Below are 13,828 nucleotides of genomic sequence, written 5' to 3'. Positions count from 1 at the left end.
GTGCTCACACCGCTGTTACGTTCCTCCCCAAGCCCGGTGCCGACCCATCCCCGGGATTCACCTTGAAGGAGTTCACAATGCGTCGTGGCATTGCGGCAGCCGTTCTGGCGGCAGCGATAGCGGTTTCTGCAAGTGCTTGCGGGAGCAGCACCAGCACCAGCAGTGGTTCCGGCGACAAGGCGAGCGCCGCCCCGGTCACCATCACCTGGTGGGACACCTCGGACGCCACCAACGAGGCGCCGACCTACAAGGCCCTGGTCGCCGCGTTCGAGAAGGCCAACCCCACCATCACGGTGAAGTACGTCAACGTCCCCTTCGCCGACGCCCAGACCAAGTTCCAGACCGCCGCGGGCAGCAAGGGCGCCCCCGACGTGCTGCGCGCGGACGTCGGCTGGCTGCCCGGCTTCGCCAAGGCCGGCTACCTGCTCCCGCTGGACGGCACCGTCGCCGCCGCCGACTCCGCCAAGTTCGAGCCGCAGCTGATCAAGCAGGCCACCTACCAGGGCAAGCTCTACGGCCTGCCCGAGGTCACCGACACCCTCGGCCTGATGTACAACAAGGCGCTGTTCGCCAAGGCCGGCATCACCGCCGCGCCCACCACCTGGGACGAGCTCAAGTCCGACATGGCGCTGGTCAAGCAGAAGGACGGGGTGGACGGCTTCGCCTTCAACCCGCAGTCCTACTACGCGATGCCGTTCCTGTTCGGTGAGGGCACCGACATGATCGACTCGACCTCCTCGAAGATCACCATCAACTCGGCGCCCGCGGTCAAGGCCATCGACACCATCAAGGGCCTGCTCGCCGCGCCCGGCGCGATGAAGCTGGACACCACCGCCAACGGCTACGCCAACATCATGGACGCCTTCGAGTCCGGCAAGGTCGCCTCGATCATCCAGGGCCCGTGGGAGACCACCAACGTCTTCAAGGGCTCGGCCTTCAGCGACACCTCCAACCTCGGCGTGGCCGAGGTCCCGGCCGGCTCCGCGGGCAAGGCCGGCGCCCCGGTCGGCGGCCACAACCTGGTCGCCTACGCCGGCTCGGACGCGGCCCACCAGGCCGCCTCGGAGAAGTTCATCGCCTTCATGACCTCGGCCGCCTCGCAGGTCACCATCGCCACCAAGAACGCCACGCTGCCCACCCGCAGCGACGCGTACACCCCGGCGGTCACCGCCAACCCGGGGATCGCCGCGTTCCAGCCGGTGCTCGCGGCCGGCGTGGCCCGGCAGGCCGTGCCCGAGTACAGCTCGCTCTACGGCCCGCTGCAGACCGACCTGACCAAGATCCTGTCCGGCCAGGAGTCCACCCAGCAGGGCCTGGACAACGTCGCCGCGGCGACCAAGAAGCTGCTCCCGGACTACACCACCTCGTGACGCCCCGGCCCGGCGGCGCCGTCCCATCCGGGCGGCCCCGCCGGGCCCCTGCGCGGCCCCACCCACCCAGCAGAGCCCAGACCAGCAGAGCCAACGCCAGCAGAGCCGAAGAGGTGTCAGACCGATGACCGTCGCCGTCCAGGGCAGAGCCCGCAAGGAGCGCCGCGACCGTGAACCCCGGGCGGGGCTGCTCGCCCGACTGCGGCGCTCGTACGACCAGCACTGGTACGCCTGGGTGATGTGCACCCCGGTCGTCGTGGTCCTGGGCACCCTGGTCGGCTACCCGCTGGTCCAGGGCGTGTTGCTGACCTTCACCAACGCCAACAGCCTGAACGTCGGCCGGACCATCGGGGTCAACCACATCCCCGACAGCTACACCTGGATCGGCTTCCACAACTACGTCGACCTGCTCACCGGCAACGACAACCAGCTGGTCCCGCACTTCGTCTGGACCATCGCCTGGACCTTCCTCTGCGTGGCACTGACCGTCAGCACCGGTCTCGGCCTCGCCGTGCTGATGAACCGCAGGATGCGCGGACGCACCTTCTACCGGATCCTGCTGATCCTGCCCTGGGCGGTGCCCACCTTCGTCACCGTCTTCTCCTGGCGGCTGCTGCTCAGCGAGGGCGGCGCAGTCAACGCCCTGCTCGGCACGCTGCACCTGCCCGAACCGAACTGGCTCAGCGACCCGCTGGCGATGAAGGCCGCCGCGATCCTGGTCAACACCTGGTGCGGGGTCCCGTTCATGATGCTGTCCTTCCTCGGCGGACTGCAGTCCATCCCCAGCGAGCTGTACGAGGCCGCCGAGATGGACGGGGCGACCCCCTGGCAGCGCTTCACCCAGGTCACCCTGCCGGGGCTGCGCCCGGTCAGCAGCACGGTCACCCTGCTCGGCATCATCTGGACCTTCAACCAGTTCACCGTCATCTACCTGCTGTTCGGCGCGACCGGCGGGGACAGCGTGCAGATCCTGGTCACCTACGCCTACCAGCTGTTCTTCGGCCAGATGCCGCAGGACTACGCCGGATCGGCCGCGGTCGGGGTGATCTGCCTGTCCATCCTGGTGGTCTTCACCGCCTTCTACCGCCGCTGGCTCTCCCGGAACGAGGCGAACGCATGAGCACCGTCACCACCACCGTCGACACCCCGGCCGCCGCGGCCGACGCCGACCGGGCCCGTCCCGGCCGCCGGCCGCTGCGCCGCGGCGAGCGCGGCCCGCTGGCCTCGGTCGGCCTGCACGGGCTGCTCAGCGTCGCCGCCTTCGTCGCCGCCTTCCCGGTGTTCTGGATCCTCTACATCTCGCTCGGCTCGCAGGAGAACGACTACCTGCACCCCGGCAAGATCCTCGGCCGGATGACGCTGTCCAACTACAGCTTCGTGGTGAACCACACCGGCTTCGGCACCTGGATGCTCAACTCGCTGGTCGTCGGCGTCGGGACGATGCTGCTGGGCGTGCTGATCGCGGCCAGCGCCGGCTACGCGGTGTCGCGGATGCGCTTCCCCGGCCACCGCCCGCTGATGTACACCTTCCTGCTGACCCAGATGTTCCCGGTGTCGGTGCTGATGGTGCCGCTCTACAAGATCATGGCCGGGCTCGGCCTGCTGGACACCTACCAGGGCCTGATCCTGATCTACTGCTCCACCGCGGTGCCGTACTGCGCCTGGCTGCTCAAGGGCTACTTCGACACCATCCCGGTGGAGATCGACGAGGCCGGACGGATCGACGGCCTCTCGCCGTTCGGCACCTTCTGGCGGCTGATCGTGCCGCTGGCCCGTCCCGGCCTGTCGGTGGCGGCGTTCTACACCTTCCTCACCGCCTGGGGCGAGGTCGCCTTCGCCTCGCACTTCATGCTCTCCGAGGACAAGTACACGCTGGCCGTGGGCCTGCAGACCTACATCAGCCAGTACAACTCGCAGTGGAACTACATGGCCGCCAGCGCGGTACTGATCGCGCTTCCCGCCGGTGTCGTCTTCTACCTGGTACAGAAGCACCTGGTGACCGGCCTCACCGCCGGCGGCACCAAGGGCTGACCAGCCCTCACCCTCCTGTCCCTGACCGCCCCACAACCCTCCAAGGGATCCCCATGACCAGCCAGCACCCCGCCGACCCGACCGCCCCCGCCGCCACCGGCGCCGGTCGCAGAGCCGACGGCTGGTGGCGCGACGCGGTGATCTACCAGGTCTACCCGCGCAGCTTCGCCGACGCGGACGGAGACGGCATGGGCGATCTGGAGGGCGTCCGCGGCAGGCTGCCCTACCTGCGCGAGCTGGGGGTGGACGCGGTCTGGCTGTCCCCCTACTACGCCTCCCCGCAGGCCGACGCCGGGTACGACGTCTCCGACTACCGGGTGATCGACCCGATGTTCGGAGACCTCGCCGACGCCGAGCGGCTGATCGCCGACGCGCACGGTCTCGGCCTGCGGGTGATCGCCGACCTGGTCCCGAACCACTGCTCGGACCAGCACACCTGGTTCCGGCAGGCGCTGCGCGAGGGCCCCGGCAGCCCGCTGCGGAGCCGGTTCCACTTCCGTCCCGGCCAGGGCGCGGACGGCGAACTGCCGCCCAACGACTGGGAGTCCGTCTTCGGCGGCCCGGCCTGGACCCGGACCGGCAACCCGGACGGCACCCCAGGGGAGTGGTACCTGCACCTCTTCGCCCCGGAGCAGCCGGACTTCAACTGGGACAGCCGCGCCGTCGCCGACGAGTTCCGCTCGGTGCTGCGGTTCTGGCTGGACCTCGGCATTGACGGCTTCCGGATCGACGTCGCGCACGGCCTGGTCAAGGCCCCGGGCCTGCCCGACACCGGCACCCACGACCAGCTGCGGCTGCTCGGCAACGACGTGCTGCCGTTCTTCGACCAGGACGGCGTGCACGAGATCTACCGCGACTGGCGCCGGATCCTGGACGAGTACGGCACCGACCCGGCCACCCGCCGGATCGCCGTCGCCGAGGCCTGGACCCCGACGGTCCAGCGCACCGCCAACTACCTGCGCCCCGACGAACTGCACCAGGCCTTCAACTTCCAGTACCTGGGCACCGCCTGGGACGCCGGGAAGCTGCGCGCGGTGGTCGACGCCACCCTGGACGCGATGCGCCCGGTCGGCGCCCCGGCCACCTGGGTGCTCTCCAACCACGACGTGGTGCGCCACCTCACCCGGCTCGGCGACGGCGCCGACCGCGAGCAGGACCTGCGCCGGGCCCGTGCGGCGACCCTGCTGATGCTGGCGCTGCCCGGCTCCGCCTACGTCTACCAGGGCGAGGAGCTGGGCCTGCCCGAGGTGCTCGACCTGCCCGACCGGGTCCGCCAGGACCCGGCCTTCACCCGGGCCAAGGGCACCGGCGCCGAGGGCCAGGAGGGCATGCGCGACGGCTGCCGGGTCCCCATGCCGTGGTCCGGGACCGAGGCCCCGTACGGCTTCGGCCCGGTGGCCGAGGGCCCGAGCTGGCTGCCGCAGCCGGCCGAGTGGGCCAAGCTCAGCGTCGAGGCGCAGACCGGCGACCGCGACTCCACCCTGGAGCTCTACCGCAGCGCCATCGCCGCCCGCCGGGCGCACCCGGCGCTGGGCGCGGGCGACGCGGTGGAGTGGCTGGACGACCTCCCGACCGGGGTCCTCGGCTTCCGCCGCAGCGCTGCTGACGGGGCGTTCGCCTGCACCGCCAACACCGCCGACCAGGCGGTGCGGATCGCCGCACCGGGACGGCTGCTGCTGGCCTCCGCGCCGGTCACGGTGCTGGACGGGGAACTGCTGCTGCCCGCGGACACCACCGTCTGGTGGGCCGTCTGAGATGGCCGTACCCCTCCCGGCGGGCGGCCCGGCCGGCCCGCCGGCGCCGCCCACGGCCCGGCTCGCCGACATCGCCGCCCAGGCGGGGGTGAGCGAGGCCACCGTCTCCCGGGTCTTCAACGGCAGGGCGGGGGTCTCCCCGACCACCCGTCAGTCCGTGCTCGCAGCCCTGGACGTGCTCGGCTACGACCGGCCGGTGCGGCTGCGGCAGCGCAGTGCCGGGCTGATCGGGCTGATCACCCCGGAGCTCAACAACCCGATCTTCCCGGCCCTGGCCCAGGTGATCGAGCAGGTGCTGACCCGCTACGGCTACACCCCGCTGCTCTGCACCCAGACCCCCGGCGGCTCCACCGAGGACGAGTTGGTGGACATGCTGGTGGAGCGCGGGGTGACCGGCATCGTCTTCGTCTCCGGGCTGCACGCCGACAGCACCGCGGACACCGACCGCTACACCCGGCTGACCGGCCGCGGCGTGCCGTTCGTGCTGATCAACGGGTACAGCGAGCAGATCTCCGCGCCGTTCGTCTCCCCGGACGACCGGGCCGCGATGCGGATGGCGGTGCAGCACCTGGTCGAACTGGGCCACGAGCGGATCGGCCTGGCGCTGGGCCAGGCCAGGTTCGTCCCGGTGTTGCGCAAGCTGGAGGGCTTCACCGCGGCCTGCGCCGAACTGCTCGGCCAGTCCGAGCAGGAGAGCGGGAGCAGGATCCAGCACACCCTGTTCAGCGTCGAGGGCGGACACGCCGCGGCCGGCGCGCTGCTGGACGCCGGCTGCACGGCGGTGGTCTGCGGCAGCGACCTGATGGCCTTCGGGGTGATCCGCGCGGTCCGCCAGCGCGGGCTGTCGGTGCCGGGCGAGGTGTCGGTGGTCGGCTTCGACGACTCCCCGCTGATCGTCTTCGCCGACCCGCCGCTGACCACGATCCGGCAGCCGGTCGAGGCGATGGGCGCGGCGGCGGTGGACGCGCTGCTGGAGGAGATCAACGGCAACGGGATGCACCGCGCCGAGTTCGTCTTCCAGCCCGAACTGGTGGTCCGCGGCTCCACCGGCGCGGCCCCGCGGTAGGCCGGTCGGCCGGGGGCCGGCGGAGTGGGAGCCGGGCGGCGGTGCCTCGCCGCCCGGCGCCCGCGGCGGTCCGGAGAAAACCCCTGGACCGGGGCCGGGTGCGGGCGCGAGGATCGTTGGTCCACCCCCCTTTCGCTGAACCCCCGTCAGGATCCGCGTGCTCTCCAGCTACCGCAGTCTCTTCAGCACCCCCGGCAGCCCGGCCATGGCCCTGGCCGGGCTGCTCGCGCGGTTCCCCACCGGGATGATCGGGGTCGGCGCGGTCTTCATGATCACCGGGGCCCGCGGCTCCTACGCCCTGGCCGGCTCGCTCTCCGCCACCGTCCTGGTGGTGGTCGCCGCGGCCGGCCCCCAGCTGTCCCGGCTGGTCGACCGCCACGGCCAGGCCAGGGTCGCCGTTCCGGCCCAACTGCTGGCCTCCGGCGGGGCCCTGGCCGAGCTGCTCTGCCTCCGCCTGGACGCCCCCGACTGGACCCTGTTCGTCGGCGCCGCCTGCTCCGGCCTCGGCCCCAACGTCGGCGCCCTGTCCCGGGCCCGCTGGGCCGCCATGCTGGACGGCGACGAGGCGGCGCTGCACAGCGCCTACTCCTTCGAGACCGTCCTGGACGAACTCTGCTTCGTGCTCGGCCCGCTGGCCGCGACCGTGCTGGCCACCGCGGTCTTCTCGGCGGCCGGCTTCCTGGTCGCGGTCCTGCTGTTCCTGGTCGGCACCCTCTCCTTCTGCGCCCAGCGCCGCACCGAGCCGCCGGTGCGTCCGGTCACGCCCGGCGCCCGCGGCTCCGCGCTGGCGTCGCCGGGACTGCGGGTGCTGACCGGGGTGCTGTTCGCGATGGGCACCCTGTTCGGGACCATCGAGATCACCACCATCGGCTTCGCCCAGGCCCACGGTCACAAGTCGGCGGCCAGCCTGGTCCTCGGCTGCTACGCGCTGGGCTCACTGCTCTCCGGCCTGGTCTTCGGGGTCTGGAAGCCCCAGGGCAGCCTGCCCCGGCGGCTGCTGCTCTGCCTGCTGCTGATGAGCGCGGCGCTGGTCCCGCTGCCCTTCGCGGACGGCCTGCCGCTGGTGGCGGCGGTGCTGCTGGTGGCCGGGCTGACCACGGCGCCGACCATGGTCACCGCGATGGGCCTGGTCCGTGGCCTGGTTCCGGCCGCGAAGCTGACCGAGGGCTTCAGCTGGGCGATCACCGGGCTGCTGCTGGGGGTGTCGGCCGGGGCCGCGGCCGGCGGCTGGGCGGTGCAGCACCTCGGCGCGGGCGCCGGCTACCGGCTCCCGGCCGCGGCGGCCGCGGTCGCCCTGCTGACCGCCCTGTCCGGGTTCCGGGCGCTGCGTCCGGGCGGCGGTCCCGGGGCCGTACCGGAACCGGCTCGGCGCACGGAACCTCGCGAAGCGTCGGGCGAGGCCGCCCACGTGCAATAAGGTGCGATGCTGTACACCAGTTCCCGGGGGGCCGGCCCCGGGGCCGGGACGACGACTGGGGAAGTCTTCTTGAACACAGCGCGGCTGTCGGACATCGCAGCACAGGCGGGGGTGAGCGAGGCCACCGTCTCCCGTGTCCTGAACGGCAAGCCGGGGGTCTCCGCCACCACCCGGCAGACGGTGCTGGCCGCTCTGGACGTGCTCGGGTACGAGCGCCCCACCCGGCTGCGGCAGCGCAGCGCCGGGCTGATCGGCCTGATCACCCCGGAGTTGAGCAACCCGATCTTCCCGGCCTTCACCCAGGTGATCGAGCAGGTGCTGACCCGCTACGGCTACACGCCGGTGCTCTGCACCCAGACCCCCGGCGGCTCCACCGAGGACGAGCTCGTGGAACTGCTGGTGGAGCGCGGGGTGACCGGCATCGTCTTCATCTCGGGACTGCACGCGGACACCACCGCCGACACCGAGCGCTACGCCAGGCTCACCGGCAAGGGCGTCCCCTTCGTCATGATCAACGGCTTCAGCCCGCGGATCGCCGCGCCGTTCATCTCGCCGGACGACCGGGCCGCGATGCGGATGGCGGTGCAGCACCTGGCCGGGCTCGGCCACCGGCGGATCGGCCTGGCCGTGGGCCCGGCCCGGTTCGTCCCGGTGGAGCGCAAGCTGGAGGGCTTCGACGAGGCGATGCGGACCCAGCTGGGGATGACCGCGGCCGAGGCGGCGGAGCTGGTCCAGCACTCGCTGTTCAGCGTGGAGGGCGGTCAGGCCGCGGCCGGTGCGCTGCTGGACCGCGGCTGCACCGCGATCGTCTGCGGCAGCGACCTGATGGCCTTCGGCGCGATCCGCGGCGCCCGCTCGCGCGGGCTCTCCGTCCCCGGCGACGTCTCGGTGGTCGGCTTCGACGACTCCCCGCTGATCGCCTTCGCCGACCCGCCGCTGACCACGATCCGGCAGCCGGTCGAGGCGATGGGCGCGGCGGCGGTGAACGTGCTGCTGGAGGAGATCGGCGGAAACCCGGTGCAGCGCGGTGAGTTCGTGTTCCAGCCGGAGCTGGTGGTACGCGGTTCCACCGGCGCGGCCTGCACCCGGGACTGAGCACAGCCTGACAAGGAGAAGGGGTGGGCGGCCCGTCGCGGGCCGCCCACCCCTTCTCCTGACTGTCGGTCAGCCCTGTTCGGGCTCCTGCTCCAGACCCAGCGCGCCCAGGTAGAGCCCGAGCACCAGCCGGGCCACCGTCGGGTAGGCGCCCAGCGGCTCGGACGCCTGGCACTCCGCCTCCGACGCCTCGGTCTTCACCAGCTCCGGGTCGGCCTCGGGGCCGAACAGGTAGGGCGCCAGCGCGGGCTGCGCACAACCGGTCTCGCGCAGGTGCGCCGCCGCCGCGGCGACCGCGCCCGGCTCGTCCAGCGCCGCGGCGACCACCGGCACAGCCAGCCGCGCGGCCAGCAGCACCCCGGTCACCTCGGCCAGCCGCAGCGCCTCGGCGCCGCCGACCGAGCCGAGCACGATGCCGTCGGCCGAGGTGTTGATGGCGAACAGCCGGGCCCGGTCGGCGCGGGCGAGCCCGGCCTCGGACAGCCGGACGTGCAGCGCCTCGGCCAGCAGCGGGTGCGGGCCGAGCGCGTCGGTGACCTTGAGTTCGGTCTCCAGGCCGAGCTGCAGCTCGGCCAGCGCGGCCTGCAGTCCTTCGTGCGGGCCGGACAGCAGCGGCACGACCACCGGGGCGGGCAGTCCGGCCGCGACCGACTCGGCGAGCTGCGTCGCCAGGGTGGCCGACTCGTCGCCGGTGGAGGTCAGGTAGCCGACCCGGGCGTTGATGCCGGGCTGCTCGCCGCGGATCAGCGAGAGCAGCTCGTCGGCGATCTGCTGGGCGGCCGGGGTGGCCTCGGCGGGCACCGCGACGAGCAGGGCGGGGGCGTCAGCGGCTATCTCGTGCCGCTCGGGGCGACGGTGACGGCCGCGGGCCGCCCGCGTGCCGGGCGTGCGGACGGGCAGCGGGGTACTGGAGGAGGCGGCAGTGCTCATGTCGGACGATCGTAGGTCATGTGTGCGGAGGGCTGAAGCCGGGCACCCGCTTTGCGGGGATGCAACCGGCTCAGGGTGAGCAGCGTCACATAGATGGATGGTGCACATGATTACTGACTGTGCGTCACTGCGGAAACGCAGGCCGTGGATCTTGGTCGCTGACCGCATCGGACAGCGCAGCAGTGATAGCCCTGAGCGACGACCAGCGCGTTAAATGCCCGTTTCGATCCGTCAATGTGCAGGTCCGGAGGAGAAGTTGTCACATGTGGTGAACGCACGTGCACTCGCATAAGCACCTGCACGTGCACCTGCACAGGCGATATCATTACGTGCAGTGAGGCTCTCTTCTTGCCCCATCCTGCACAGCTCGCACATCCGGGAGACACCAATGGGTCGCATGTACAACGGCATGGCTGCCACGGAGATCGACGGGGTCGTCTGGCAGAAGAGCCGCCTGAGCAACTCGCAGGGCGACTGCGTCGAACTGGCTCGGCTGCACGACGGGGATGTCGCGGTCCGCAACTCCCGCTTCCCGGAGGGTCCCGCGCTCATCTACACGCGGGCGGAGATAGCGGCCCTGCTCGATGGGGTGAAGAAGGGTGAGTTCGACCACCTGGCCGAACAGCTCTGAACAGTCCGGATCCGAACGATCTGTGCGCGCGCCCAGGGGATGGGGCGCGCGCCTTTTTTTGAGCCTTCGCGGGGGTGGAGCTCCGAGCGGCGGTACCGAGGGCGGACGGCCGCTCAGTACCGCCGCCCGTCGTTCCCGGGCGGGCTGAGGGGCTGCTGTACTGCCTCGGGCAGTTCGAAGGTGGCCCAGACCACCTTGCCGGCGGCGACCGGGTGCCAGCCCCAGGAGTGGCTGAACGAGTCGACCAGGTGCAGTCCGCGTCCCGACTCGGCCACCCAGTCGGCCTCCCGGGCCACCGGGCCGTTGCTGCTGGGATCGGACACCGCGCACACCACCTGCGGAACCCGGCGAACCAGGCTGAGGCGTATCAGTGGTGACGAACAGTCATTGAACGCGGCGTCCAGGGCGGTGCCGCGCCGGCCCCAGGGGCTGCTGCGCTGCTCGGGCACCGAGGCGGAGGCCAGCGCGTGCCGCAGGGCGTTGGTCACCAGCTCGCTCGCCACCAGCGCGATGTCGTCGAAGAGGCCGCCGAGGCCCCAGCGGTTGAGCGTGAGCTTGGTGAACTCCCGTGCGGTGCGCACGGATTCATGGCGGGGGGCAAGGGCGCAGTTGACCACGTCGGGGTCCGCGGCCAGGGCCGGGCTCAGGCCCATGAAGAGCTCCTCCCATAAGGGCGCTGCTACAGGCATCTCTGCCGGTGTCGGCCCTGTCGGGGTCGCGCGCACTATGCCGGGAACCGCCTCGCCCGCGACCTGCGCGGAAGGCGTGCTCTCGACGTGGCGTGAGGGGGGAGCGTCGTCCCCGCAGGACTGCCAGTGGGTGTGCAGGTGCACGTGCATCATGGTCCTCCCCGCATACGTCAGATGCAAGAGTGGATTCACGTGCATGTGCGACACGAGCAAATGCACGTGCAGATTCATATGCAGGGAGTAGTCTCTTGGTTGCTCGCCGGAAGCGATGGGCCCCTGCGGTCTCAGGTACTTGACACCGACGTGTCCATTTCGGGACCCTTCGCCACCGGACAGTGGCAGACTGTGCGCTGATTTCACCGGGTGGAGGTTCGACGGAATGACCACTGTTCAGCCGGGCGGCTCGGGGAGCGGCTCGATGGTGCGCCGTATCCTCCTCGGCTCGCAGCTGCGCCGGCTGCGCGAGGCCAAGGGCATCTCCCGCGAGGACGCCGGCTACACCATCCGTGCCTCCGAGTCCAAGATCAGCCGGATGGAACTGGGCCGGGTCAGCTTCAAGGAGCGGGACGTCACCGACCTGCTCAGCCTCTACGGGGTGGACGACGAGACCGAGCGCTCCGCCCTGGTGAACCTGGTCCGCGAGGCCAACCAGGCCGGCTGGTGGCACAGCTTCGGCGACGCCATGCCCAACTGGTTCCAGACCTACGTCGGCCTGGAGGAGGCCGCCGCCCTGATCCGCACCTACCAGGTGCAGTTCATCCCCGGCCTGCTGCAGACCGAGGAGTACGCCCGCGCCATCATGCTGCTCAACCGCCCCAACCTGGACTCCGGCGAGGTCGACCGCCGGATCAACGTCCGCACCAGGCGGCAGAAGCTGCTCGCCGACGGCAACGGCCCGCGGCTCTGGGCGGTCGTGGACGAGGCCGCGCTGCGCCGCCCGGTCGGCGGCCCCGCGGTGATGAAGCTCCAGGTGCAGCGGCTGATCGACGCGGCCGAGATGCCCAATGTGGTGGTCCAGGTGATGCCGTTCCGATTCGGCGGGCACGCCGCCGAGAGCGGGGCCTTCACCATCCTCCGCTTCCCCGAGCAGGACCTCCCCGACGTGGTCTACCTGGAGCAGCTCACCAGCGCGCTCTACCTGGACAAGCGCGACGACGTGGACCAGTACATCCAGGTGATGGAGCGGCTCAGCGTCGACAGCCTGACCCCGGAAGGCAGTGTGGAGCTGCTGTCCGCACTCCTCAAGGAGATGTAGGACAGCAGCTCCGTTCCGCTGTTCGGCCTGCTCGGCCGTGCGGCCTACTCGACGCCGACCCGCTGCTGCTCCGGCAACGCGTAGTCGGGCACCGGGTGGCGCACCGACCTGGCCGCCCGCCGGTCCTGCACCGTGCCGGTCAGGGTGACCAGCAGGCCCAGCAGCGCCACCCCGGCCACCACGCCCAGCGCGTGGTGGTACCCGCTCAGCTGGCCGCTCCTGCTGCCGCCCGAGCCGCTCGCGCCGGCCGTCACCACCGCCGTGACCACGGCGAGCACGATCGCCCCGCCGACCTGGATCGCGGTGTTGACCAGCCCGGAGGCCAGGCCCTGCTCGGCGTCCTCGACGCCGGAGGTGGCCTGGATGTTGAGCGAGGGGAAGACCAGCGCGAAGTGCACCCCGAGCAGCACCATCGACGGCAGGATCACCGTCGGGTAGCTGCTGTGCTCGCCGATCCGGAGGAAGTTGAGGTAGGCCAGCAGTGCGGCCGGGAAGCCGACCAGCATCAGCTTGGTGGTCCCGAAGCGGTCGACCAGCGCGCCCATCCTGGTGGCCGAGGCCGCGACGATCACCCCGGCCGGCAGGAAGCCCAGCGCCATCTGCAGCGCGGACCAGCCGAGCAGGGTCTGCAGGTAGAGCGTGGCGATGAACTGGAACCCGACGTACGCGCCGAACAGCGCGAGCGCGCCCAGGTTGGCGCGGGCGACCGGGGCGTTGCGGAAGATGCCCAGCCGCACCAGCGGGTGCGCGGTCCGCTGCTCGATCCGGACGAACGCGGTGAACAGCACGGCGACCAGGATCAGCGAGACCGCCGTGCGCAGGCTGCCCCAGCCGACGCCCTGGGCCTGGGTGACGGTGTAGACGAGCAGCAGCAGCCCGCCGGTGGCGGTGACCGCCCCGGCCAGGTCGTAGCCGCGGCCCTCGCGCGGCGGGGTGGGCTGCCGCGGAATCAGCCGGATCCCGGCGAACAGGGCCAGCAGGGCGAGCGGGAAGGGCATCAGGAAGGTCCAGCGCCAGCCGACCTCGGTCAGCAGCCCGCTGAGCACCAGGCCGAGCGAGAAGCCGCTGGCGCCGCAGGTGGTGTAGATGCTGAGGGCCCGGTTGCGCTGGTGGCCCTCCTTGAAGGTGGTGGTGATGATCGAAAGCCCGGCCGGGGCGGTGAACGCGGCGGCGACGCCCTTGACGAAGCGGGTGGCGATCAGCATCCCGCCGTCGTCCACCAGGCCGCCGAGCAGCGAGGCGACGGCGAACACGGCCAGCGCTACCAGGAACACCCGGCGCCGTCCCAGCAGGTCGGCGGCGCGTCCGCCGAGCAGCAGCAGTCCGCCGTAGCCGAGGACGTAACCGCTGACCACCCACTGCAGTGCGTTGGTGCTCAGGTCCAGATCGGTGCGGATGGACGGCAGGGCGACGCCGACCATGGACACGTCCAGGGCGTCGAGGAACAGGGCGGCGCAGAGGACGACGAGGGTGCCCCAGAGGCGTGGACTCCAGGCGGGGGCAGGTGTCGGTGAGGTCATGGGCAAGAGACTACATGCACATGCATTCAATGCAAGTGAACTTAATGTTTCGTCATAAGGTGCCTGTGCA

12 protein-coding genes are annotated in these 13,828 nt (G+C 71.4%); 9 read left to right on the top strand and 3 right to left on the bottom strand.

The annotated features are described in order from the left end of the window. Positions 1–77: 77 nt before the first annotated feature. The 7 genes from ACEZDE_RS28750 to ACEZDE_RS28720 all read left to right on the top strand — a co-directional run bounded on the left by ACEZDE_RS28750 (position 78) and on the right by ACEZDE_RS28720 (position 8,733). Positions 78–1,370 carry an extracellular solute-binding protein gene (locus tag ACEZDE_RS28750; RefSeq protein WP_380542149.1) on the top strand — a complete coding sequence of 431 codons (1,293 nt, stop codon included), beginning with the start codon at positions 78–80 and terminating at the stop codon, positions 1,368–1,370. A 124-nt stretch (positions 1,371–1,494) separates the two neighbouring features. Next, positions 1,495–2,490 carry a carbohydrate ABC transporter permease gene (locus tag ACEZDE_RS28745; RefSeq protein WP_380542146.1) on the top strand — a complete coding sequence of 332 codons (996 nt, stop codon included), beginning with the start codon at positions 1,495–1,497 and terminating at the stop codon, positions 2,488–2,490. Next, positions 2,487–3,401 (top strand): sugar ABC transporter permease, encoded by a 915-nt coding sequence (locus ACEZDE_RS28740; protein WP_380542143.1) that lies wholly within the window; start codon positions 2,487–2,489, stop codon positions 3,399–3,401. Before ACEZDE_RS28745 ends, ACEZDE_RS28740 begins: the two co-directional genes overlap by 4 nt. A gap of 53 nt (positions 3,402–3,454) precedes the next feature. Then, positions 3,455–5,155: a glycoside hydrolase family 13 protein gene (locus ACEZDE_RS28735; RefSeq protein WP_380542140.1), complete on the top strand. Its 1,701-nt coding sequence runs from the start codon at positions 3,455–3,457 to the stop codon at positions 5,153–5,155. Between the two features lies 1 nt (position 5,156). Next, positions 5,157–6,221 (top strand): LacI family DNA-binding transcriptional regulator, encoded by a 1,065-nt coding sequence (locus ACEZDE_RS28730; protein ID WP_380542137.1) that lies wholly within the window; start codon positions 5,157–5,159, stop codon positions 6,219–6,221. 157 nt (positions 6,222–6,378) lie between these two features. Then, positions 6,379–7,638 (top strand): MFS transporter, encoded by a 1,260-nt coding sequence (locus tag ACEZDE_RS28725; protein ID WP_380542135.1) that lies wholly within the window; start codon positions 6,379–6,381, stop codon positions 7,636–7,638. A gap of 69 nt (positions 7,639–7,707) precedes the next feature. Next, positions 7,708–8,733, top strand: a complete 1,026-nt coding sequence (locus tag ACEZDE_RS28720) for a LacI family DNA-binding transcriptional regulator (protein WP_380542132.1) — start codon at positions 7,708–7,710, stop codon at positions 8,731–8,733. A gap of 69 nt (positions 8,734–8,802) precedes the next feature. On the opposite strand, the gene ACEZDE_RS28715 is transcribed toward ACEZDE_RS28720, so the two are convergent. Beyond that, the gene (locus tag ACEZDE_RS28715) at positions 8,803–9,663 is read right to left on the bottom strand and encodes a sirohydrochlorin chelatase (RefSeq protein ID WP_380542129.1); all 861 of its coding nucleotides are present in this window, start codon (positions 9,661–9,663) and stop codon (positions 8,803–8,805) included. A 388-nt stretch (positions 9,664–10,051) separates the two neighbouring features. Here ACEZDE_RS28715 and ACEZDE_RS28710 point away from each other — a divergent pair, with 388 nt between their 5' ends. Next, positions 10,052–10,294, top strand: coding sequence for a DUF397 domain-containing protein (locus ACEZDE_RS28710; protein WP_380542127.1), 243 nt, complete (start codon positions 10,052–10,054; stop codon positions 10,292–10,294). 113 nt (positions 10,295–10,407) lie between these two features. Here the strand turns inward: ACEZDE_RS28710 and ACEZDE_RS28705 are convergent, their stop codons facing one another. After that, complete coding sequence (locus ACEZDE_RS28705; RefSeq protein WP_380542124.1) at positions 10,408–10,947, bottom strand: ATP-binding protein; 540 nt, start codon at positions 10,945–10,947, stop codon at positions 10,408–10,410. A gap of 415 nt (positions 10,948–11,362) precedes the next feature. Between ACEZDE_RS28705 and ACEZDE_RS28700 the strand changes: the two genes are divergently transcribed. Continuing rightward, positions 11,363–12,238, top strand: a complete 876-nt coding sequence (locus ACEZDE_RS28700; RefSeq protein ID WP_380542121.1) for a helix-turn-helix domain-containing protein — start codon at positions 11,363–11,365, stop codon at positions 12,236–12,238. Between the two features lie 44 nt (positions 12,239–12,282). Here ACEZDE_RS28700 and ACEZDE_RS28695 read toward each other — a convergent pair whose 3' ends face one another. Then, positions 12,283–13,758 (bottom strand): MFS transporter, encoded by a 1,476-nt coding sequence (locus ACEZDE_RS28695; protein ID WP_380542118.1) that lies wholly within the window; start codon positions 13,756–13,758, stop codon positions 12,283–12,285. Positions 13,759–13,828: the final 70 nt, after the last annotated feature.

The sequence above is a fragment of the Streptacidiphilus cavernicola genome, from assembly GCF_042510955.1.
GTDB lineage: Bacteria > Actinomycetota > Actinomycetes > Streptomycetales > Streptomycetaceae > Streptacidiphilus > Streptacidiphilus cavernicola.
The sequence above is the reverse complement of the archived record's forward strand: the minus strand, read 5'-3'. Positions and strand labels throughout refer to the sequence as shown.

Bases quoted from the DNA above. Each gene is read 5' to 3' on its own strand.
- ACEZDE_RS28750 (WP_380542149.1), top strand. From the start codon at position 78: ATGCGTCGTGGCATTGCGGCAGCCGTTCTGGCGGCAGCGATAGCGGTT.
- ACEZDE_RS28745 (WP_380542146.1), top strand. From the start codon at position 1,495: ATGACCGTCGCCGTCCAGGGCAGAGCCCGCAAGGAGCGCCGCGACCGT.
- ACEZDE_RS28740 (WP_380542143.1), top strand. From the start codon at position 2,487: ATGAGCACCGTCACCACCACCGTCGACACCCCGGCCGCCGCGGCCGAC.
- ACEZDE_RS28735 (WP_380542140.1), top strand. From the start codon at position 3,455: ATGACCAGCCAGCACCCCGCCGACCCGACCGCCCCCGCCGCCACCGGC.
- ACEZDE_RS28730 (WP_380542137.1), top strand. From the start codon at position 5,157: ATGGCCGTACCCCTCCCGGCGGGCGGCCCGGCCGGCCCGCCGGCGCCG.
- ACEZDE_RS28715 (WP_380542129.1), bottom strand. From the start codon at position 9,663: ATGAGCACTGCCGCCTCCTCCAGTACCCCGCTGCCCGTCCGCACGCCC.
- ACEZDE_RS28710 (WP_380542127.1), top strand. From the start codon at position 10,052: ATGGGTCGCATGTACAACGGCATGGCTGCCACGGAGATCGACGGGGTC.
- ACEZDE_RS28705 (WP_380542124.1), bottom strand. From the start codon at position 10,947: ATGGGCCTGAGCCCGGCCCTGGCCGCGGACCCCGACGTGGTCAACTGC.
- ACEZDE_RS28700 (WP_380542121.1), top strand. From the start codon at position 11,363: ATGACCACTGTTCAGCCGGGCGGCTCGGGGAGCGGCTCGATGGTGCGC.
- ACEZDE_RS28695 (WP_380542118.1), bottom strand. From the start codon at position 13,758: ATGACCTCACCGACACCTGCCCCCGCCTGGAGTCCACGCCTCTGGGGC.